Annotated in this window: 20 protein-coding genes, 1 tRNA gene and 1 pseudogene; 9 read left to right on the top strand and 13 right to left on the bottom strand. The window is 68.0% G+C overall.

Annotated elements, in window-relative coordinates; genetic code table 11:
• Positions 1-415: 415 nt before the first annotated feature.
• Both ACFP3U_RS35150 and ACFP3U_RS35145 read left to right on the top strand, forming a co-directional pair.
• On the top strand, positions 416-751 hold the full coding sequence (locus tag ACFP3U_RS35150) for a hypothetical protein (RefSeq protein ID WP_380229832.1): 336 nt from the start codon (positions 416-418) through the stop codon (positions 749-751).
• On the top strand, positions 724-1,731 hold the full coding sequence (locus ACFP3U_RS35145; protein WP_380229831.1) for an ImmA/IrrE family metallo-endopeptidase: 1,008 nt from the start codon (positions 724-726) through the stop codon (positions 1,729-1,731). Before ACFP3U_RS35150 ends, ACFP3U_RS35145 begins: the two co-directional genes overlap by 28 nt.
• A 12-nt stretch (positions 1,732-1,743) precedes the next feature.
• Here ACFP3U_RS35145 and ACFP3U_RS35140 read toward each other — a convergent pair whose 3' ends face one another.
• From ACFP3U_RS35140 to ACFP3U_RS35130, 3 genes are all read right to left on the bottom strand, one after another.
• Entirely contained in the window at positions 1,744-2,439 is a 696-nt protein-coding gene (locus tag ACFP3U_RS35140) for an HAD family hydrolase (protein WP_380229830.1), read from the bottom strand.
• Positions 2,436-2,744 carry a hypothetical protein gene (locus ACFP3U_RS35135; protein WP_380229829.1) on the bottom strand — a complete coding sequence of 103 codons (309 nt, stop codon included), beginning with the start codon at positions 2,742-2,744 and terminating at the stop codon, positions 2,436-2,438. Before ACFP3U_RS35135 ends, ACFP3U_RS35140 begins: the two co-directional genes overlap by 4 nt.
• 235 nt (positions 2,745-2,979) lie before the next feature.
• Positions 2,980-3,060, bottom strand: a tRNA-Tyr gene (locus ACFP3U_RS35130).
• A gap of 216 nt (positions 3,061-3,276) precedes the next feature.
• Here ACFP3U_RS35130 and ACFP3U_RS35125 point away from each other — a divergent pair.
• Both ACFP3U_RS35125 and ACFP3U_RS35120 read left to right on the top strand, forming a co-directional pair.
• Positions 3,277-3,765: a YajQ family cyclic di-GMP-binding protein gene (locus ACFP3U_RS35125; RefSeq protein ID WP_030312610.1), complete on the top strand. Its 489-nt coding sequence runs from the start codon at positions 3,277-3,279 to the stop codon at positions 3,763-3,765.
• A gap of 483 nt (positions 3,766-4,248) precedes the next feature.
• On the top strand, positions 4,249-6,165 hold the full coding sequence (locus ACFP3U_RS35120) for a CHAT domain-containing protein (RefSeq protein WP_380229828.1): 1,917 nt from the start codon (positions 4,249-4,251) through the stop codon (positions 6,163-6,165).
• 20 nt (positions 6,166-6,185) lie between these two features.
• Here the strand turns inward: ACFP3U_RS35120 and ACFP3U_RS35115 are convergent, their stop codons facing one another.
• A complete protein-coding gene (locus ACFP3U_RS35115) occupies positions 6,186-7,505 on the bottom strand; it encodes a tyrosine-type recombinase/integrase (RefSeq protein WP_380229827.1) in 1,320 nt (439 codons plus the stop codon).
• 596 nt (positions 7,506-8,101) lie between these two features.
• On the opposite strand from ACFP3U_RS35115, the gene ACFP3U_RS35110 reads away from it, so the two are divergent.
• The 5 genes from ACFP3U_RS35110 (at position 8,102) to ACFP3U_RS35090 (ending at position 12,295) form a co-directional block, all read left to right on the top strand.
• Positions 8,102-8,314, top strand: a complete 213-nt coding sequence (locus tag ACFP3U_RS35110; RefSeq protein ID WP_380229826.1) for a helix-turn-helix transcriptional regulator — start codon at positions 8,102-8,104, stop codon at positions 8,312-8,314.
• Positions 8,315-8,453: 139 nt separating this feature from the next.
• Positions 8,454-9,719, top strand: a complete 1,266-nt coding sequence (locus tag ACFP3U_RS35105) for a DUF3631 domain-containing protein (RefSeq protein WP_380229825.1) — start codon at positions 8,454-8,456, stop codon at positions 9,717-9,719.
• Positions 9,720-9,988: 269 nt separating this feature from the next.
• The gene (locus ACFP3U_RS35100; RefSeq protein WP_380229824.1) at positions 9,989-11,026 is read left to right on the top strand and encodes a DUF2637 domain-containing protein; all 1,038 of its coding nucleotides are present in this window, start codon (positions 9,989-9,991) and stop codon (positions 11,024-11,026) included.
• A 24-nt stretch (positions 11,027-11,050) separates the two neighbouring features.
• Positions 11,051-11,866 (top strand): plasmid mobilization protein, encoded by an 816-nt coding sequence (locus ACFP3U_RS35095; protein ID WP_380229823.1) that lies wholly within the window; start codon positions 11,051-11,053, stop codon positions 11,864-11,866.
• A gap of 111 nt (positions 11,867-11,977) precedes the next feature.
• The gene (locus ACFP3U_RS35090; RefSeq protein ID WP_380229822.1) at positions 11,978-12,295 is read left to right on the top strand and encodes a hypothetical protein; all 318 of its coding nucleotides are present in this window, start codon (positions 11,978-11,980) and stop codon (positions 12,293-12,295) included.
• Between the two features lie 70 nt (positions 12,296-12,365).
• On the opposite strand, the gene ACFP3U_RS35085 is transcribed toward ACFP3U_RS35090, so the two are convergent.
• From ACFP3U_RS35085 to ACFP3U_RS35045, 9 genes and pseudogenes are all read right to left on the bottom strand, one after another.
• Positions 12,366-13,010, bottom strand: coding sequence for an L-threonylcarbamoyladenylate synthase (locus ACFP3U_RS35085; protein ID WP_380229821.1), 645 nt, complete (start codon positions 13,008-13,010; stop codon positions 12,366-12,368).
• 61 nt (positions 13,011-13,071) lie between these two features.
• Complete coding sequence (locus ACFP3U_RS35080; RefSeq protein WP_380229820.1) at positions 13,072-13,818, bottom strand: phytanoyl-CoA dioxygenase family protein; 747 nt, start codon at positions 13,816-13,818, stop codon at positions 13,072-13,074.
• A 26-nt stretch (positions 13,819-13,844) separates the two neighbouring features.
• On the bottom strand, positions 13,845-14,633 hold the full coding sequence (locus tag ACFP3U_RS35075; protein WP_380229819.1) for a creatininase family protein: 789 nt from the start codon (positions 14,631-14,633) through the stop codon (positions 13,845-13,847).
• Entirely contained in the window at positions 14,630-15,421 is a 792-nt protein-coding gene (locus ACFP3U_RS35070) for a class I SAM-dependent methyltransferase (protein ID WP_380229818.1), read from the bottom strand. Before ACFP3U_RS35070 ends, ACFP3U_RS35075 begins: the two co-directional genes overlap by 4 nt.
• Positions 15,418-16,011 (bottom strand): HAD family hydrolase, encoded by a 594-nt coding sequence (locus ACFP3U_RS35065; protein ID WP_380229817.1) that lies wholly within the window; start codon positions 16,009-16,011, stop codon positions 15,418-15,420. The genes ACFP3U_RS35070 and ACFP3U_RS35065 overlap by 4 nt, the downstream gene beginning before the upstream one ends.
• Before the next feature lie 68 nt (positions 16,012-16,079).
• Positions 16,080-16,520, bottom strand: coding sequence for a hypothetical protein (locus tag ACFP3U_RS35060; protein ID WP_380229816.1), 441 nt, complete (start codon positions 16,518-16,520; stop codon positions 16,080-16,082).
• Complete coding sequence (locus ACFP3U_RS35055) at positions 16,517-17,554, bottom strand: enolase C-terminal domain-like protein (protein WP_380229815.1); 1,038 nt, start codon at positions 17,552-17,554, stop codon at positions 16,517-16,519. The genes ACFP3U_RS35060 and ACFP3U_RS35055 overlap by 4 nt, the downstream gene beginning before the upstream one ends.
• Complete coding sequence (locus tag ACFP3U_RS35050) at positions 17,551-19,593, bottom strand: phosphoketolase family protein (protein WP_380229814.1); 2,043 nt, start codon at positions 19,591-19,593, stop codon at positions 17,551-17,553. Before ACFP3U_RS35050 ends, ACFP3U_RS35055 begins: the two co-directional genes overlap by 4 nt.
• Positions 19,587-20,047: pseudogene (locus tag ACFP3U_RS35045) on the bottom strand (hypothetical protein); the annotation flags it as partial. The gene ACFP3U_RS35050 and the pseudogene ACFP3U_RS35045, both read right to left, overlap by 7 nt.

The following is a 20,047-nucleotide window of genomic DNA, read 5'->3' as shown; positions in this document are numbered from 1 at the left end:
CGCCCCCAACACCCCAACCGCCACCACCCTCCTCCTCACCCACAACCAGTGACCCCCACCGCACCACCCCGGAACGCATAGCGGCCCCCGACTCACAGAAACGTGAGCCGGGGGCCGCCATTCCCTATCCTGAGGCTGCTGCAGGTTTCGAACCTGCATAGCTTGCGCGACAGATTTACAGACCGCTGACCGGGCACGTTCTGACCTGCGGACTCTTGATCACGGACCGGACCTCGTCCACCACTGGTCCGGATCATGGTCCGAGTGCAAGCCCTCGATCAAAGGTCGTCGCAGCGACGGCTGAGGCCGAGCTCTCCCCGGGGCCAGCAGCAGGCGAGAACGCCATCACCGCGCGGCGTTGCGCATGCTGTAACTGGCGAGATCATCAAAGAGGCTGTGAAGGGCAGGAAGATCGATGTCTAGCAAAACCGATCATGAGTCCTTCGTGGAGGCAGCCCTGAGCGGGCGAGCTTCCCTTGACGATCTTGACGACTTCGTCGACGCGTGGCACGACGGCGACTCCGACCTACCGTTGCACGAGTACCTCGGAATGACCTGGGATGAGTACAGGACATGCACCGAGCGACCTGAGTCCCTGCGTTACATTCTCGCCGACAGGAAGCACGACCGGCCCTTTGCGGAGGAAGTCCTTGCTGCCAGCCATTCGGATTACGCACTTGCCGCTCGCGCGGAATCCGAGGAACAGGCTAAGGGCGTGTACGAGTGGCTGGTAACGACAGGGAGAATCTAACTCCTCCAGCAACGCGCGCAAAGTGCTTGATTGATAAATTCTCCCTAGAGCCACCTATTGACATCCAGGCTCTTATTGAGAATAAGGCAGAGCTGAAATGGGAGGAATGGCCCCACGAGTGCGACGCCATTACCATCCTGAACCGCTCTCGCCCATTGATCATTGCGCACAAATCCAGGCCATTTTTGCGGCAGCGGTTCACGCTTGCCCATGAGCTTGGGCATGTCGAGCTTGCATGGCACACAAATAACGTAGAGTGCAATCCCGAGCGGACCGCCGACGCCTCCTCCACGAGCAGCTCCCTGGTCGGTGCTTGGGACCAGGAGCGCGAAGCCAACGAGTTTGCCTCCCACCTGCTCATCCCACCCACCTGGATGAGAAAGGCAGTCGAGGGCGAGACTTTTTTCGAAATGGCACGAGCCCGTGAAGTTCTCGGTCACCTGTCAACAGCGCGAGTTTCTGCCATCGCTGGCATCATCGGACTGGCCAGAGTACTACTCCCTGGCCATGCCTTCTTCGTCGGCTCATCATTCGCCGTCAGCAGGGGGACCGCCTGGCCGGGCGACCGACCAATCACCAGTGCAGCTCGCTCCGAATACCTCTGCGGAGCCCATGCAACATGGGAGATCACTCATCAAGGGGTGGAGGTGATCTGGGCACAGATGCACGCGCCCGTGGAGATTTCCAACCACACCCAAGGTGAACCGCGCGAAGCCTCGGAGATTCTGCGACAGATGATCCTTCGCGCCTACCCTGAAGATCAAGCCAGGACGATCACTCAGTCCGTGAATGGTGTAGTAGGTGGACTAACCGGCGACGTTACTCGCGGCTGGACTGCCGAAGCCATAGCATCTGTAGTACGTGACAGGATATCCAAAAATCCTAAACTCGCCCGCCTGGTCGATGATATCGACTTTCCGGGATTTCTTGCCGCAAAGTCGGTCGAGGTAATTCGCAAGAGGCAGAATCAACGACACTAGAAATATCCTTCATCACAACGCCCTGATCAGCAGGTCGGCGACGAGTTGCATCGAGTCCACAATCCCTACGGCACCAGCGGCGACCAGCTTTTCATCCTTCCCTGGCTTATTCGCATAGCCAATCGTGGGGACTCCGGCCGCTTCTCCAGCCTCGACGTCGCGGGCCGCGTCGCCGATGAAGATGCAGTGCTCCGAAGCGGCGCCGGCGGCTTCCATCGCTTCGAGCAGGAGGCGCGGGTTCGGCTTCATGGAGGAGGGATCACCCGGGGCGCGTCCGAAGACGCCGGCCACGTAGCGACTGAGGCCGTGTTCGGCGAGGTATGCCGCGATGGCCACTCCCGCATTGTTGCTGACCACGGAGACTAGACGGCCGGAGCGGGCACATGCCTGGAGAACCGATTCTCCGCCCGGAGTCGCGCGAGCGACCCGGACGGCTTCGGTCTCCAGCGCGGCCAGCGCGGCGTCCGTGCTCTCCGTGAGATCGGGGCGGGCGTCCGAGATCAGCCGGAGCAGAACGAGCGGGTCGCTCTCCTCCTCCGCCCCCACCGGGGCCCGCTCGCCCGCGGCGAGCAGGCCCTCACGGAGTCGGCGCGCGACCTCCGGAGCGGGGAGGCCGGCGAATACGGAGCACACCGGGCCGTCGAAGTCGAGGAGTACGTGCTTCACCGGCCGCAGCACGTCGGCGAGTTCCTGAGGGGTGCCGATCATGACTGCCGCTCGTAGGCGATCGTGGACCACACGCTGTCGAACCACATCGGGGCCTGCTGGACGTACTGCGAGCCGAGTGAGGCGTCGTCCGGGCCGGCGGCGTGGTGGAACAGGGTGGTGTCCTTGCCGATCACGACGTAGACGGTGTGGTCGGTGTCGTCGATCGCCACCGTGCGCTCGCGGAGCGGGTAGAAGCCGAAGAACGCCTCCTGCCGGTTCAGGATGTACAGCTTGAACAGGCTGGACGTCCGGTGCACCTTGACCTGGGCGCTCGCCTTCTGGACCAAGCCCAGCTCGGCCAGCATCTGGCGTTCGTCAGGGCGATGTTGCGGGCGCGCCGCCGGAGGGCGGCCTCGTCCTGGAGCCCGTCGACGAGCACCGGCACGGCCACGGGCGCCGTGGTGTCCGGCAGCGGCAGGCGGACCGTCTCAGGTGGGACAAACCTCGCGAAACGGCCGCAGGGGCGCCGCGAGCGTTCGAATGAACGAGAACAGCCCCTGACATGCGTTTCCGCATGTCAGGGGCTGTTTCTCTATCCTGTGGCTGGTGCAGGGTTCGAACCTGCGTAGCTTGCGCGACAGATTTACAGTCTGCTCCCTTTGGCCGCTCGGGCAACCAGCCAGGATGTTCGCCTCTCGGGGCTTGCCCCGTTCGACTGGGTAAACCTTACCTGATGTCGGGGGGTGGTTCGCCACCCGGATGAGTGGGGCGGGATCGGCGGGTGCGGCGTGGTTGTGCCGGGGCGAGGGTGGGGGTGGGCTGGATAGGCTGGGGCGGCGGGCGCCCGGTGGGGCGGGCCGTGTCAGTGCAGCCAGAACATCAAGGAGACCAACACCCATGGCCGACTCCAGTTTCGACATCGTCTCGAAGGTCGAGTGGCAGGAGGTCGACAACGCGATCAACCAGACCTCCCGCGAGATCTCCACGCGCTTCGACTTCAAGAACGTCGGCGCCGAGATCAAGCGCTCCGGCGAGACGATCGAGATGAAGGCCAACGGCGAGGAGCGGGTCAAGGCGATCCTGGACGTGCTCCAGAGCAAGTTCATCAAGCGCGGCCTGTCGCTCAAGGCGCTGGACACCAAGGAACCCCAGCTGTCCGGCAAGGAGTACAAGATCTTCGCGGACGTGAAGGAAGGCATCTCCCAGGACGATGCCAAGAAGGTCGCGAAGATCATCCGGGACGAGGGCCCGAAGGGCGTCAAGGCCCAGGTCCAGGGCGACGAGCTCCGGGTGACCTCGAAGAGCCGTGACGACCTCCAGACCGTGCAGGCCCTGCTCAAGGGCAAGGACCTGGACTTCGCGATCCAGTTCGTGAACTACCGCTAGTCGACGCCGCTGACCTGCGGAAACGCAGGCTCAAGGTGGCCACAGGGCACAACGAGGGCACTTCGGCGGGGACAGCCGCCATCGATGACCCTCGTTGTGCCACTCCTAGCCGCTGGCAACGCAAGCTCGCAGCGCACTCTGCGTGCGCGTTGGTGTGAAATCTGCGATGCGGCGCTTCGGCTGCGGATCACAGCAGCTTGGCTGCTGTGATCCGCAGAACCTCCCAGTGGGGCGACGCAGTCGCGGTAACCTCCCGGGATGACAGCTGACCCGGAGCCGTCGACGTACCCGCCATTTCTCTACTGCGCGGTCTTCGATCCCGCCGGCGGGGAGTCCGTCTACGAGCCTCCCATCGTCTCCTTGCCATTCAGCCACGGAGCAGACACAGCTGTACCTCATGGTCTGGCACGCGATACGGCCACAGCTCTCCCGGGCCTTTGGTACTGCCTCCACTTGCCCCAGTCACGTCTCGACCTGGTGGAGATGGATCCTTGGCTGCTGCAGGGTTCGTACCAGCTCGCGATGGGCCACAGCATCCTGCTGATGCCCATCGACCTATTCGAGAAGCGAACCCTCGGCGCTCTGTGGCAACCAGTACTCGCCGTGTGTCCCGACAACCTGCTTGACCGGACCGCGAAACGCGCAGTCGACCTTGGCTTCGCCCTACCAGCCGCCTCCTTCTCGTCGCTGTCCGACGACAGCATCGACGGGCACTGGAGGGCCATCCACAAGCAGTTCTCTTTCGGCAAGCCCTTGTTGGAGGGCTTGCCCACGCTTGCCCGCCGCCTAGATCTGGCTGCTCTTGATCTTCCTCACCGCCTGCTGATGCGTCGGCTCGGCAGGCCCTCCGAGCAGCCCGAACCCAACGTTCAGCCCCTCGCCTTGGTTCGCCGCTCTATCTACGATCGCGCGTTCGTCGCGGCCGCAGCCGAACTGGACAGGCGAGGGGAGTCATTCGAATCCCCGGACCTGGACTTCGCACAGGCTGTCACCGAGACAGTCGGCCATCGACAGATCACCACGTCTCTGGCCCTTCCAGGAGTGCCTCCCGCCTATGTCCGCCGCGCGTACTCTCCCGAGCTGAAGGCTCGTGTCCGCCCTACGTCAGACCGCGACGTCAACGACGTCTGGGCGCCGGAGATCGGGGAGCGCCCTGACGCGATGGTTGAGCGGGCTGCGATCGAATTTGTCCTCACCCACCGGGCGACCGCCAACGGTGGCCCGGGCCTGATGATGCCTTCCGTTCCCGCTCAGGCGTTTACTCTCCTCGCACAGTTGGAGAAGCACTTCAGAGATGCGACCCAAGATCATCCCAGCTCAGTGCGGAAGCTGCTGAACAGGCTCAACGCCGTAGTCAGGCCGCTGTTCACCGAGGCCGTCATCGAAGCAGTACGTAGCGCCTCCGCGCTATCGGTCTTCTCCAACTTCCCGCTGGGCCTCGTCACCATGCCAGGGGACACCGCACCACTGGCGGCTCGTCTGCCCATCGCTTATGAACCAATGCTCCCACTGACCCGCACGGTCCAGCGAGCTGCGACCTCGCCCGTCCTCGACTGGGACAACCGCATCAGCATCCTGGTCGCCGAGTGCATCCCCACGAGCGACCCCGTTGGAGCAGAGTCCCGACGGGGCTGGCAGCTGGTTCAGCAGATGCATGCTGACACCGAAGGTCTCACTCTCCACCTGGCGGAGACCTTGTCGCTGGAGGCCCTCCACAAGGCCGTGAAGGAGCACGCCCCGGATATCCTGATCATCAGTGCACACGGCAAGATTGCTGGCACTGCAGCGGCTCTCGTTATCGGAGATCAGTCGTACGTCGGACTCGGCTTGGAAAAGCCGCCGCCCGTCATCTTGCTCAGCGCTTGCCACGTTGCCCCACGCGGCGCTGGCGCCGTCAGCATCGCCGACCTCTTGCTCCGCGAGGGCGCAATGGCCGTGCTTGGGACACAGGTTCCGGTGGATGTCCGTCGCAACCTGATGCTGATGAGCCGGCTGTTAGCCAACCTTGCCCACCACCTGGCCAACCCAAGCCAGAACGTGACGTTGCTGGAGGTGTGGCACCACGTCCAGACCTCGAACGTCATCAACGATGTACTCATGGCCACGCCTGCGCTGATGGAATGGGGCAGGACTCCGGGGCCGAATGGGCTGACCCCGCAGCAGGAATTCATGCGTCTACGGTCCTCGGGACGGTTGCGCCCCAATCACATCTACGAGGACACCGAGCAGGTGTTGGGAGAGATCGCCGACGACCAGGGGGTTGGAGCCCAGATACGTAACTGGTTTCGTCGGCCGGGTTACGTGCCAGAGTCGTTGTTCTACCTCTTCGCTGGCCGCCCGGAGCGGATCCACCTGTCCTCCGTGCGGAACCGGGTCAAGCGCTTCCAGCCAGACATGTAGGCAGCTAGCTAGAGCCAGCTCTAGCTCTTCAGGCGAGCGGAAGCGATCGACGGCACAGCGCTGAAGACAGCCTCGATCGCCGCCCTCGTCGTGTCCTCCTCGTCCGGCCACAGGTGCGTGTAGGTGTTGAGCGTGATCGACGGCTTGGCGTGGCCGAGCCGCTTCTGCACCGTCTTGACGCTCTCCCGGTGCTTGATCAGCACCGAGGCGTAGAAGTGCCGGAGGTCGTGCATCGTCGCGTCGTCCGGCACCTGGCGGAGCGTCGGCTCCGCGTCGTCCGGCCGGCCACGGCGCTCCCAGCTCTTGATCGCGCCCTCGTGCTGCTTCCGCATGGCCTTGTCAGCGACTCGCACGAGGTTCTCCCAGACTGCCGCCCAGGCCGCGCGACGGATCGCCTCACCGCGCTCGTTGGTGAAGACGAGCAGCGCCTTCCGCCGCTTCCACTTGGCGGGGCGTGGGTCGGTACGGTCCTCGATATCGACCCGCCGAGCCGGGTACTTCTCCAGGTGCGCCGCCAGCGCGTCCATCGCGGGCTTGGCCACCGGGACCGTCCGGTGGCTCTCGTGGGTCTTGGGTGGCGCGAGGTAGGGCTCACCCCGATCGGGGCCAACCACCTGTTGCTTCACCTGGACCGTGCCGCGCTTGAAGTCGATGTGCGCCAGCTCAAGCCCGAACAGCTCACCCTGCCGCAGCCCCGAGGCCGCCGCCAGGAGCAGTAGCACCCGGTACCAGCCGGGGGCGGCGTCGACCAAGGCCGCCACGACCTCAACGGCGAGCGGGACGATCTCCTTGCGCGGCGGAGGCGGCAGCTTCACCCCCTTCGTCGGGTTGAACGGGATCTGGCGGTCGAGCTCCGCGACGCGAAAGATCGCGGTCACGTAGCTGTAGTGCACCCGCAGGGTCGACGGTGCCAGCACCTTCGAGCGGTCCTTGACCCACGCCTGGATGTCCGAGGTCTTGACGCCCGCGATGGCCCCGTCGCCGAGGATCGGGTAGATGTGCAGGCGAAGAGCCCGGTCGACGCGCTCGACGGTGCTCGACCCGTGGACGGCGCTCGCGCGCCACCGCTCGCCGACCTCGCGGAACGTCTCCTTGCCGAGGGCAGGGTCGATGTAGGCACCGCGGTTGAGGTCGTTGTCGAGGCGGGAAGCCTCCGCGTCCGCATCGGCCCGCCGGGCGAAATTGAGCTTGCGCTGCTCGCCGCTGGGGTCTCGGTAGCGGACCTGCCAGCGCTTGCCCTTGCCGTGGTCGGCGGTGGGGTACTTGCCCTTGTGCTCACCGCAGGGCTCGTCGGTGGGGCGCGGGTGGGTCTTGTGCCAGGTGTCGTAAACGGTCGCCATTCGGCTCCTCTGATCGGGGACATGGGGAGGCGCGGCCTTCGGCCGGCGGTGAGGTGGGAAAGTCGCGGCAAGATGATCTGCTTGCCAAGTGAGCCACTGAGAAGAAACGCGCACGGAGCCCGTTCTCGGGTGGGTGTTGGATATTGATCGCCCGGCGGCCTTTTGTCAAGCATGGAGTCCCAAGGGGATTCATCCGTATCCGATCGTCCCGATAGTGACGGATCGTCCCAGGTGGTCGACCTCACGTCGGGGGCGGGCCGAACCCCTTGCAACAGCAAGGCCGCTCGCCTGCGAGAGGGGCTCGCGACGATCCCTCTGTGTGCCGCTTTGCCCGGCGCAGCGCTCACCGACCGGGTAGCCAGAGAGCCAGTTCGGGCCTTTTTAGGTTGCGAGCCGGGATACGTGGAGAATTCCCCGCACGCCGTTCTCCGGGCAAGGCTTAGCTCTCGCCCGAGGTGTCTGGCAGACGGCTCGGAGTCCTTTTTAGGTTTTTCTCCGTGTCGCGTGCAGACTCCTCCCCACGCAGACGCGCCTGGCCCATTACGGGCCTTGCCGATCTACCGGAATTCCCCGTCCCCTACTCTCCGGAGACCTCTTTGCCGAAGACTTCCCGTGCCGCCCTCGATCGTCGTCCGCTAGCCAGCGCAGAGGAGCTCGCCGCGTACCTCGGCGTCCCGCTGCAGACCGTGTACGCCTGGCGACACCGCCGCCAGGGCCCAGTGGCGATCAAGGTCGGCCGGCACCTGCGGTACCGCTGGGTGGAGGTGGAAGCCTGGCTCGACGGCCAGAGCGCCGACCAGGCGGCCTGATCCCGCGCTGTCTCACTCGCCCGAGGAAGCAGTCCCCTCCTCGCCCTCCGATCCCCCGAGCGGTGCGACCGGTTCGCCGTTGTACCGCAGTCTGGAGTCCCTCATCACCTCCACGTCCCACCTGTCCAACCTTCCTGCCGTGGCGGCCTCGTGGCCGCCGGTCGCCAAGCCGGGCCGCCCCGACGTCCACGGGACTGACCAGCCGCTCCCGGCGCCCACAGCCTGTGGAGAGCCTGCAGCCGCCGAAGGAGCGGCCAACGACCTACCGGATGCTGACGTGGTTCCGGACGTGCCGGAGTCGCCGGGCGCCTCGCTGCTGGCGGAACTGCACGCCCATGTCCGCCGGTACGCGGTCCTGCCTTCGGCGGAGGCGCTCGATGCGGTGACGCTGTGGGCCGCCGCGACGCATCTGCAGGCGGTTTGGCACCACGCCCCGCGCCTGGCGATCGTCGCTCCGGCCCGGCGGTGCGGGAAGTCCCGCCTGCTGGACGTCCTGGTCGAGACCGTCCACGACCCGCTGATCACGGTCAACACCAGTGCGGCAGCGGTCTACCGCACGATCAGCGAGCGGCCCCGGACCCTGCTGGTCGACGAGGTCGACACCATCTTCGGCAACCCCAGGACCGCCGAGAAGTACGAGGACCTGCGGGGGCTGCTGAACGCCGGGCACCAGCGCAATCGCCCGGTCACCCGGGCGGTCGGCACCGACCACCAGGCCCGCGAGTTCGAGACGTTTGCCATGGCCGCTCTGGCCGGGATCGGCGATCTGCCCGACACGATCATGGACCGGTCGATCGTGATCCGCATGCGCCGCCGCGCAGACGGCGAGATCGTCGCGCCGCTGCGGGACCGCCGTGACGGTGTCCTGCTGCGGGAAACCCGCGCCAAGCTCTCGCTCTGGGCCTCCCAGGTCCACGAGCAGGCCCAGGCCCTCGAACCGGACATGCCGGTCGAGGACCGGGCCGCCGACACCTGGGAACCCCTGGTCGCGGTCGCTGACCTCGCCGGCGGCTCCTGGCCACGCCGGGCCCGGCAGGCGTGCGTGCGCATGGTCGCCGCCGAGGAGGAGATCGAGGAGGACGGCTGCGGCGGAGCGAGGATCCTCGCCGACATCCGCCGGATCTTCTTCGCCCACGGCGACCCGAACAGTCTGTCCACCATCGCGATCCTCGCCGCGCTGAACGACGACCCCGAGGCGCCTTGGGGCGAGCACGGACGCGGCGGGCTCACGGCCCGTCCGCTCTCCGAGCTGCTGAAGGACTACCAGATCTCCTCGGCCAACATCCGCCTGCCCGATGGCACCCAGCGCAAGGGCTACACCTTCAACAAGTTCGCCGACTCCTGGCGCCGCTACTGTCCCAAGGTCCACCCCCTGCCTCCCCGCGTGCCTGCGAACGCTGCCTGACCTCACCCGCCGGAAGCGGTAGACGCCGTCCCCGCCGTCGCAGCCCATGCCCCGTAAGCCGTCACGGGGACGGCACTGCCCTGCCGCCCGTCGCACCGTCCGTCCCCGCGCCCTTCTGCCGCCCTGGCATCGCGTACGTCACCAGGACGGCGACGGGACGGACCAACGAGGCAACAGGCCAAGTGGGGTAAGGCCGTGGACGGCCAAGACGGATGCGACGGCCTGCCGCCAACAACACCCCGACCACCCCGAGGAGAACCGCCACCCGCATGCCCCACGTCCCAACAAGCCGTGCCGCTCACGCCCGCCGTGTAACCGTCTGGGACTTCGCCGCCATCGGTCTGCTCGCCGCCGCCGGCTTCGCCCTCTCCTATGACGCCCTGCGCCAGATGGCCCTCGCCATCCACATCCGCGACCAGCTCACCTACCTGTTCCCGCTCATCATCGACGGGTTCGTCGCCTACAGCGTCCGCGCCCTGCTACTCCTACGCGCTGCCCAACTCACCGCCCGCGCATACGTCTGGCTGCTGTTCGGCGCCTCCACCGCTGCCAGCATCTGGGCCAACACCCTCCACGCTGTGCGCCTCAACCAGCAGACCCTCACCGCCACCGGGCACCTGCACCTCAGCGACACCTCCGTCTGCGTCCTGTCCGCCATCTCCCCGCTCGCCCTCGCCGGAGCCGTCCACCTCGGCATCCACACCACCCGCCACACCCGGTCGGCCGTCCCGCCGGACGGCGAAGCGCCGGTCCCCATCACGACCCCCGTCCCCGTCCCCGCTCCCGACAGCGAACAGTCCCCGGAAGACGAACGGTCCGCCGGACCGGACCACACCGGTCCGGACGGGCACACCGAACCGGACCGGACGGCGGACGGAACGGCCGTGCCGATGCCGCCCGTGACCGGACCGGACGAGGACAGCCGCCTGGCACCGGCCCCGCACGGACAGTTCCGCTCGGGCCGTCCGTCCGGTGATGCGGACCACCCGTGGACGGAACCGGACCAGGCGGACGAGGTTCGGACCGACGACACTGCCGGTGGCGAAGCCGCAGGCCGGGGGCCGAGCGGAATGCCCGGGCGGTCCCCGGCCTCCAGGCCCGCCGGCCGTCCGCCGGGCGCGTCTCTGGACGAACTGGCCGACATCGCCGTCCAGACGTGGACCGACACTGGGCGGCTGAGCCGATCCGTCGTCCGGGACGCGGTCCGCGCCCAGGGCCTCACACTGTCCGACGAACGCCTCACCACGGTCATGAAGATGGTCCGTCCGGACGAACCGGACGACGACGGACCCGCCACCGGCAGCTGATCCGCTCACTTCCGCTCACCCCGGGTGCCTCGCCCGTCCCCGTCCCGCGAGGCACCCGGGTCCCCTCCCCGCAGCCCGTCCCCGTCCGGTCCGGTCCGGTCCGGTCCCGCCCGCCGTCCCGGTCCGTCCCAGGAGTCTCCTCTGACAAACCACCAGCACGACCCCGAGCACGCCGACAGCTCCGCCAACGACCTGAAGGCGCTCCTCAACTCGACTACTCTCAGCGCTGATCAGCGTCGCGCGTCCGAACCGACCGCCCCTGGCGCAGCAAGCTATCGCGTGGGACCGCCCCACGGGCAGTCCCACGCAACCCCCTCGCCGATCGGCGAGGGGGAGCCGGCGGCGAGTCGAGCGGGGGCGCTCGACTCGTCACCGGCCACCCGGCACCAGGGGGTGCCGGGTGAGGTCGAGGAGAACAGCAACCGCCCTGAGACCCTCGCTTCGAGCACTCCCGCGCGCCAGCCACGCCGCCGCCACCGCGACCCGCAACAGCGCCCCCACCGTGTGACCGTCCGATACAACGCCGCCGAGTACGAAGAGATCCGCCGCGCCGCCGCAAGCCGCAACCAGACCGTCTCGCGTTTCTGCGCAACCAGCAGTCTGAACGACGCCCGCGGTCTCAGTGCGGGCGATCCTCAAGACCGACTCGACCGCGCTGTCGACGAACTGGCCAACTCCCGCGCCCAACTGGCCCGGGTCGGCAACAACCTGAACCAGATCTCCTTCGCCCTCCACGCCAACGGCTTCCACCGCCCCGCCGAGCTCGACGTAACCCTTCGCCTCGTCCGGCTCGCGGTCTCCCAGGTCGACACCACCGCAGCCAACCTCGTTGGCGGGTAGGGAAGTCAGGGCAGTTGATGTCGATTCGATGTAGTTCTGGCTGGTTGGGAACATTTCCGCACAGGATCGTCTTGTGTCGGTTCCCACCGGCCAGAACCCCTGGAGGCGCCCGTGCCCGATCCCACCGACACCGTCTGGACCTCCGACCGTCCCGTGATCCGCGCCGTCCCTCACCCCGGCGCGCTCGACCCGCGCGGCATCACCATCACCTGCCCGAAGTGCGACGCCACCCGCGACTGGCTCCTCCTGAACGTGCGTTCTCAGGTCTTCGTCCGCTGCCGCTGCAGCTGCGAATGGCACGAGCCCGACCTCACCCGCGCCTACTTCGACGAGCACTTCACCGCCCCCGAGCGCGAGTGGGCCGACTTCGAGGCCGCCATGCGGGCCCTCGCGTTCGACGGCCTCCTCGCAGGCTCCACGTGGGATTGACGGCTCGCTCTCCGCGAATAGACGAAGCCCGGCTGACGCACAGGTCAGCCGGGCTTCGGGCTACTGGCTCTCACTCCACCTGGCGGCCGAGCACAGCGGAGATCGCGCGCTGGTGGACAAGACCAGTGCGGACGAGACGGGCTGCCGGTGTCGAGCAGTCGACGATGGTGAGGTGGTTGGCGGCCGGCGAGACTCCTCCGTCGAGGATGACGGTCGCCTTGACGCCGGTGGAGTCCAGGAAGCGCTGGACCTCGCCGACCGTGATCGCAGGGCCAGGCGCGTCGACTCCCGCGTCGCCCGAGATGTTGACGGTCGTCGCCGCCACTGGCGTTCGGGCCGCCGTCGCGAGGACTCCGAGCGGGCCCGACGAGTTGGTGGTGAGGGCCGGCGACCCGACTGCAGGGTGCCGCGCCCCGACGTCCACGCTCTGCCAGGGAAGGAGCATGGCGAGGTCGCCGGGCCAGAAGGCCTCAGCCAGTTGCCTGGCCTCGGGGTGGATGACGAACTGCTTCTCGCACTCCTCCAGGGAGGGGGTGACGAGGACGAGGGACTTGGCGCGTGGCCGCTGCTTGCCGTCGAAGATGCTGTTGCAGGCGGCCAGGTTCGTGGCGTCGGCGCAGATCATGTACCAGCGCTCGGTGGGCACGATGACGAGTTCGCCAGCTTCCAGGGCACGGGCGGCGGTGTTGAGCTGTTCTGCTGTGATCGGTCGCACAGGAATCCCTCCGTCGTGGAGTCAGTGGACTGGCCGGGCTGGCTCCCGGCCCGTTGGACGTTCACCCAGGCCGCGACAGCAGCGGGTAGTCGAGCCACGGGTCTTGCAGCGCCTGCAGCCGTCGCCGCGCGTGGTCGGGGTGCTCCACGCGGAAGTACGCCATGATCCGTGGCTCAGTGCTGAGGTTGCGGCCAACGGCGTGGGGGACGAGGTGGTGCATCAGCAGCAGGTCGCCGGCCCGGCCGAGGACCGGGATGCCGGCGTGGGCGTCGATGTCGGGTGGGACCTGCTCCGTGATGCCGAGCGACCACTGGGTACGGAACCACTCGGCCATGGCCAGGTGCCCGCCCGGTTGGTAGCGCAGGGCACCGCCCTGCGGGTCGGTGATGTCGGACAGCACGACACCGACCAGCAGCGAGAAGGTTCGAAGCTCGTCGGGGTCGAGGTGTGGGCAGGCGACGCCGTCCACGTGCATCGCCTTCTCCGGCTGGGCTTGTTCGAGTTGGCCCTCGGGGATGCGGATCTGGAGTTGCACGGTGGACACGGGTCGAACGGTGCCGAGCAGGTCTTGGGCGAGCTCGGCGGCCGGGGACGCGGAGAAGAGCACGAGCAGGTCGGGGTGGCTTCCGAGCTCCGGCGCGAAGGTCCGCTGTGTGTAGGCATTGATGAGCTCGGGGTTCATCGACTCGCGGTACCAGTCGGTGACCAGTTCACGAGCTCGGACGATCTGGTCGTCGGGGACGGCGCCGCGCCTGACGAGCAGGCCGTCGCGCATGAAGGCGTGCTTCTCTGCGGCGGTGAGGGCCACGGAATCTCCTAGAGGGCATGAGGCGGTTACGGGCTGTGGTTGGTGAGGTGGGTGAGGACGTGGCCAGCCGCATCGAGGGCGCTGTCGAGAATGGCTCGGCCGGTGTCGGCGGTTGCCCGGCGCGGGTCGCCTCCGATGACGCCGCAGGTGGCGATGGTGGTGTCGCCGGAGGTCCACGGCCAGGTCGTGCCGCGGTCCAGGACGAGCCGCTTCGCCTCAGCACCGTTGGCGGTGAAGTCCGTTGGGAGGCTGTTGAGATGAACATCCTCGGGCGCGAGTTCGAGCATCATGGCCGTCTCGCGGATGCCCGCGTGGATCTCCGGGACGGTCGCGCCGCCGACCTGGACAGTGGACAGCGAGGCCGGGTGGATGACGCAGACGGAGACGGCGTGCGTGCGCTGCAGCTCGTAGAGGGCAGGCTCCAGGATTCCCCGGTTACCGCCGTGGCCGTTGATGATCAGGAGCCTTCGCGCAGGGGTCGCCTGCAGGTGCTCCGTGACCACGGCGTTGAGCAGGGACATGAAGCTCGTTATCCGTAGCGACACGGTTCCCGGCGACCAGGTGTGTTCGAGCGAGAGCCCGTACGGGATGGCCGGCAGCGCCCACAGGTCGTGCTGTTCGCCGTACCGCTGGGCCAGCAGGCCGGTGAACCGCTCCGCGATCACGGTGTCCGTGTTGAGCGGTAGGTGGGGGCCATGCTGCTCGTGGGAGCCGATGGGGAGGCAGAGCACGGATTCGGTGGTGAGCTCGGTCAGGACCCTGGGTGCGGCCAGCCGCCCGTACTGGCGGGCGGCTGGGCCGTCGACTGCTATCACTCAGTGCCCCGTCGGCCGATGCGGATGAGGAACTCGTTGTCCTCCGGGAAGACGTCATCGGTGCTGTGCTGGGCGAGGGCGGTCTCCACGGCCGCTTCGAACTCGTCGAGGCGGCCTCCGAAGAGGTGCGGTGCGGCGAAGCTCGTGGAGTAGAGGTAACCGAGGATGCTGTTGGTGCTCCACGTCCGGTGGACGGGTACCCGGATCTCCTCGACCCGGTTGAAGGGCGACTCCTCCATGATCTCGCTATAGGGCCGGTTGTGGTGCTTGAAGGTGCTGTTGCCGGCCCGCCGTTCCTCGCCGAGGAAGCTCTGGACGACCTCGCGCACGGACTGCTTCCAGGGGCTGTCGGCGGCCCAGAAGCTGTTGTCGCCGAAGATGGCGACGGCGCCGCCGGGGGCGACCTGGTCGTCGAGGAGGGCGAGCACTGTGGCCTGGTCGAGCCAGTGGAAGGCCCGGCAGATCGTGACGAGGTCGGCCTGCCAGCCGGTCGGGGGCTTGAAGTCCTCGGCCGTCGACTCGATGAGCGACAGGCTGGCTCCGTCTGGGAGTTGGGGGCGGAGGGCTTCCTCGGCGGCCTTGAGCATGTCGGCGTCGTTGTCGATGGCGATGATGTCGTCGAACCGGCCGAGGAGGGCTTCGGCGACCAGGCCGGTGCCGGTTCCGATGTCGAGGAGCCGGCGGGGCTCGCCGGGGGCGACGGCCTGGTCGAGGACGGTCGCGACCTCCTCGGGGATCCCCGGGCGGTACTGGCGGTAGTAGCTGGCGGTGCCGGTGAACAGGCTCATGTGTTCCTCAGATCGAGTAGCTGGCGAACGTGCTGGACTGCGTCGGCGAGATCGTGGGCGACGAGCACGTCGTGTTCAACGAGGACGTGCTCGTCGGGGACCGTACGGCCGTGGGAGAGCCAGACGGCGGCGAATCCGGCGGTTGTGGCGCCGCGGATGTCGCATTCCCAGTCGTCGCCGACATGGACCATGGTCGCGGCCGGCACCTGGCGGGCGTCGGCGACGGTCCAGAATGCGCGGCAGTCGGGCTTGGCGAACCCGGTGCGGCAGGACGGGAAGTGGGCGCTGACCCACGGGGAGAGGAGTGCGAGGAGCCGGTCAGGATCGGCCTCGGTGCAGGTCACGTTCGAGAGCGTGACCACAGTGGCACTGTCGCTGAGTTGCTGAAGGGCCTCGACGACTCCGGGGAAGAGGACGAGCGGGGAGACGGGCAGATCCGTTGGGAAGTCCGACTGCTTGATGTCCAGTTCCGCGCAGACCTGTTTGATCACGGCGTCGGTGATCTCCGGGGCGGTGTGCAGGACGTCCCGCATCACGCGCCGGGCCTGCTTCGGGCCGAGCGGTGAGATGGCCGCGAGCCGGGCCGCCAAGCCGGGGCCCTGCGCGCTTCCGAGGGTTCCCCCGATGTCCAGGCTGACCAGTCGACTGAGTGACCCACTCATGCAGCGTCACCCCCGGCCGGGGGTAGGGCGGAGACGATGGCGGCGATCCGCGCCGCACGGATCTGGGCGGTGGTGGCCTCACCGAGGAACGTCAGCGCGTACCGCAGTTCGGCCGCATCTAGCGCGTCCAGTTCGCGGTTGTCGGCCTGGGCAGCGTCCGCCAGGTCAGCGGGGACCACGCGCGGGCGAAGTCCGTGCGGGAGGTGGAGGATTCCGGCCCAGACCGGGCTGGACGCCTCGATCGTTTCCAGCGGCCGGAGCACGGTGACGTCGTCGAGGGTGAAGATCCGTACGGCCGCCGCCCCTTGGCCGAGGTCAAGGATGCCGGAGAGGAAGGTGTCGTGCCCGTCGAGTCGTCGATTCAGGACGAGGAGCAGGCCGTGTTCGTCGTGACGGGTTGTTCCTTGGACAGGGAAGGTGCCGATGGTTCGGGTCATCGCAGTCTCCGGGGTTGGGTTCCGAGTCCGGGGGCGTCGGGGTCGGGAAGCAGGCCGTCCTTGGGTATCCAGGGCTCGGCGTAGAGGAGTTGGCGGCGCGGTTCCCACTGGCGGCGGTACTCAACGGCCGGGACGTCGTCGGGGAAGGCGGCAACGAGGTGGATGCCGGGCACCATCGAGCGACCGTGTGGGTAGACCGGGACACCGGCCTGGCGAACGCTCATGGTGATCTCGACCGCACGGGTGAGGCCGCCGCACCCGACGACGTCGATGGTGAGCGCGGTGGGCCGAACGAAGTCCAGGAGGGTGTCCAGGTCCTCGTCGGGTCGCAGGCGCTCGCCCACCGCAACCGGCACGCCAGCAGCGGCCAGCTGGCTGTAGACGCGCAGGTAGTGCTCCGGCATCGGGTCCTCCAGCCAGGCCAGCATCGGCTGATCAAGGCGGCCGGCGACAGCGGCAGCGAGCTGCGGACTCCAGGTGCCCACCGCGTCGACGGCGAAGGGCTCGCTGATGACCGCCGCGGCGTCGGCCAGTGCCGCGACCAGATTCCTGGCCTCGTCGGCGACGCTCGCCCCCGGGCGCCGACGCAGCCCCCACTTGGTGAAGGCCCAGCCCTCTTCGAGAACCTGGGCCAGCGCACCGTGGCTAGCGGGGCCGCTGAGATCCAGGCGGAGCCAGGAGACGTACGCCGGTACGGCCTGCGTCCTCCGTCCTGGGGCCAGGAGGTCAGCCACCGGTTTGCCGACCAGGCGACCGTGGAGGTCCCACACCGCGCAGTCGATCGCTCCGACTGCCCAGTCCGAGACCTCCGGTACGGCTGCCCGTATGCGCGGTCGGAGGCCGTCGTGATCGAGCAGCGGGACTCCTACGACTATGGGGCCGATCGCCTCCACTGCCCGGCCAATCGTCGTGCTCACGGGCCCGTACCAGCCGGTCTGCCCGGCGCCGTGGACCGCGACGAAGACACTGTCGTCCCCGGCCTCCGCCACGCCTACCGGCACGGTCTCCACCTTGTCGATGAACAGTTCCGTCATCGGGCGGCCTCCGGCCTGGTAACCAGCCGACCGGCCACCCGGAGCAGTCCGGCGGTATCCAGGCCGAGTTCGCGTGCGAGGGCGTCCTGCGACATCGGTCCCGGCGGCTCGCGCCAGCCGAGCACGTCAACCAGCCGCAGGCGTCCCGCCAGCAGCCCCCACACGGCTGCCGGGTGCCCGAGCGTGACGACCAGGACAGCGGAGCGCTCGCCCAAGTAGTGATCGACCTCGACGTCGGTAAGGCCCTTGGGCCAGCGCCCAGGATCGCCGAGAACGGTGAGGTCGAGAACGCCCACGACGCGGATTCGGCAGCCCAGCCGGTCGCGGAGTACCGGCACCGCCGCCGTGACGGCTTCGGCCGGCAGGTCTCCCGCCACAACGATGGTGAGGTCAGGATCCTCCTCGTCGCTCAGGTGCGGCCAGATCGCGAGCCCGCGTGCCAGTTCCTCCTCGGCGGTCTCAAGCGGGAGCCGCAGTTCGGTGTACTTGCCCGCGACCAGGACGTTGACGCGGCCCGTCGAGTTCAGCGCCGCGTCGAGTGCGGCGGCCGTCCGCTGCGTGTCGGCCGGAACCAGCACGGTCACCGCAGGGTCCTCCGTCGCGAGCAGGGCCGTGGCGAGCGACGGATCGCCGTGAGTGAAGACGTTGTGCCACCCGTACGAGGTCAGCAGCAGATTGAGGCTCGGGAACGCCTTCTCCTCGGCGAGGCGACGGTGCTTGAGGTGGCCGACGATCCCGGCGGTCAGAAGCGGGGCGAACGCCTCGTAGGACACCAGGACCCCGCGCCGACCACTGCTGATCCAGCCGGACAGCCAGCCGAGGAGCACCTCCTCGGCCAGCACCTCGGACACCCAGGACTCGCCCCGCAGTGGGCCGAGGCGGTTCGAGGACAGCTCGTCCGGGCTGAAAACCCGGAAATCACCGGCCGTGGCATGCCCGCGGAGAACACTGCCTACCGCCTCCCCGAAGCGGGCGGCACTGCCGAGAACGACCGGCTTCGGACGCTCACGGGTTGGGAGTCCGGGGCCGGCCGCACAGTGCCACGCGGCCGACTCCAGGGCTTCGGCCAGAGCGCCGATCGGCTGGCCGTCGTGGTCGAAGAGCTCCGCGGGCTGGTACGACGCCAACCACCTTTCCAGCTGACCGCGCTGGGCCTCGTTCCCCCGGGCCCCGTCAAGTGGCGTCTTGTGGGCCGCAGCTGTCCCGAGCACCTGCCGCCCGTCGACCGCCTCCGGTCCGCTCCAGCCCTTCACGCAGCGGAGAAACACAGCGGTCCGTGAGCCCTCAGCGACCTCATGAGCGGATACGGCCAGGGCGTCCCGGAACGCCTGATGCTCATCGACGGTGGCCGAGGTTACGCGCACCACCCGGCCTCGCCACCCGAGGCCGGCCGCGTATGCAACGAGCTCGGCGTCGCTCATTGCCCCCAGCAGCGACCGGTCACCCATACGGAAGCCGTTGACGTGGACGATTGGCAGGACAGCGCTTCCCTGCAGAGCCCGGGCCGCAAGCCACGACGCCGCCGTCGTGGGGGTCTCGCACTCCCCGTCGCCGACGATGGGCACCACGACCCGCCCGGGAACGTCGAGCGCCATGCCGTGGCTGAACGCGAGCGCGCCACCAAGGCATCCGCCGGGTGCCGCTCCCGCCGGCAGCAGCGGATGGGTTTCCGAACCGAGGACGTCGACGTCAGGGAAGTTCCGGGCCAACCACCTGAGCCCGGTTGCGTCACGGGAGTACTGAGGGCGCACGGCTGCCAGCTCGCCGGTGAGCCAGGCGTAGGCGAGCTGGACCACCCCCGCGTGGCCGGCGCCGATCACCGGGACCAGCTCACGGCCGGGCCCCAGCTCGCCAGCAGCGAGAACCGTGTGGGCGAGGGCCCACGCCGTTCCGGGGACGGTTCCCCAGTGGCCAGCGGAGCGAGGCTTGACGTGGTCGGTCTGGAGCGGCTCGGTCAGCAGCTGGTTGTCATCGAGGTGCAGAAGCACCACCGCCACATACGTGGCTGCCCTCCACAGCGCGTCGGCCCGGTTCAGCATGGCGGCACCAACTGCTCATCGCCGAACGTGAAGTACCACAGCGGCCGGTAGCACTCCCATGCCGCCGGGCGGAGGCCGGTCGGCCCGACGATGTCCTCGATGGTCCGGCGGGCCTGGAGGTAGTACTCCAGGGAGTCGGAGCCTTCGGCCCGGAGGCCCGCCATGATGGCGTTGTGCGCCTGGTACACCTGAAAGTTGGGGAACTCGGTGACGAACGGCATCAGCTCGGCCACACCGCTCCGGAGGTCGGCGAGCCGGTCCAGGCCAACGATGTAGGTGAACGAGGTCGCGTGGCCGGCGCCTATCGCCCGCCGCAGGACCCTGGGCATCTCCTCGGTGGTGAGCGTCGCCTTGCTCGCTTTGAGGAGCAGGTCCCTCCGGCTGAAGCATTCGGCAGTAAGACCGACCGGCAAATGGATCACTTGAGACGCCGGGTGGTGGGGCGGCTGGGCCA

The organism is Kitasatospora misakiensis (assembly GCF_042656005.1).
Lineage (GTDB): Bacteria > Actinomycetota > Actinomycetes > Streptomycetales > Streptomycetaceae > Kitasatospora > Kitasatospora misakiensis.
This window is presented reverse-complemented; position numbering and strand designations above follow the sequence as displayed.

What these genes read in the sequence shown, in the direction of transcription:
- ACFP3U_RS35135 (WP_380229829.1), bottom strand. Translation starts at nt 2,744, where the DNA reads ATGCTGGCCGAGCTGGGCTTGGTCCAGAAGGCGAGCGCCCAGGTCAAG.
- ACFP3U_RS35115 (WP_380229827.1), bottom strand. Translation starts at nt 7,505, where the DNA reads ATGGCGACCGTTTACGACACCTGGCACAAGACCCACCCGCGCCCCACC.
- ACFP3U_RS35100 (WP_380229824.1), top strand. Translation starts at nt 9,989, where the DNA reads ATGCCCCACGTCCCAACAAGCCGTGCCGCTCACGCCCGCCGTGTAACC.
- ACFP3U_RS35050 (WP_380229814.1), bottom strand. Translation starts at nt 19,593, where the DNA reads ATGCTGAACCGGGCCGACGCGCTGTGGAGGGCAGCCACGTATGTGGCG.
- ACFP3U_RS35060 (WP_380229816.1), bottom strand. Translation starts at nt 16,520, where the DNA reads ATGACCCGAACCATCGGCACCTTCCCTGTCCAAGGAACAACCCGTCAC.
- ACFP3U_RS35070 (WP_380229818.1), bottom strand. Translation starts at nt 15,421, where the DNA reads ATGAGCCTGTTCACCGGCACCGCCAGCTACTACCGCCAGTACCGCCCG.
- ACFP3U_RS35150 (WP_380229832.1), top strand. Translation starts at nt 416, where the DNA reads ATGTCTAGCAAAACCGATCATGAGTCCTTCGTGGAGGCAGCCCTGAGC.
- ACFP3U_RS35120 (WP_380229828.1), top strand. Translation starts at nt 4,249, where the DNA reads ATGGATCCTTGGCTGCTGCAGGGTTCGTACCAGCTCGCGATGGGCCAC.
- ACFP3U_RS35140 (WP_380229830.1), bottom strand. Translation starts at nt 2,439, where the DNA reads ATGATCGGCACCCCTCAGGAACTCGCCGACGTGCTGCGGCCGGTGAAG.
- ACFP3U_RS35055 (WP_380229815.1), bottom strand. Translation starts at nt 17,554, where the DNA reads ATGACGGAACTGTTCATCGACAAGGTGGAGACCGTGCCGGTAGGCGTG.
- ACFP3U_RS35125 (WP_030312610.1), top strand. Translation starts at nt 3,277, where the DNA reads ATGGCCGACTCCAGTTTCGACATCGTCTCGAAGGTCGAGTGGCAGGAG.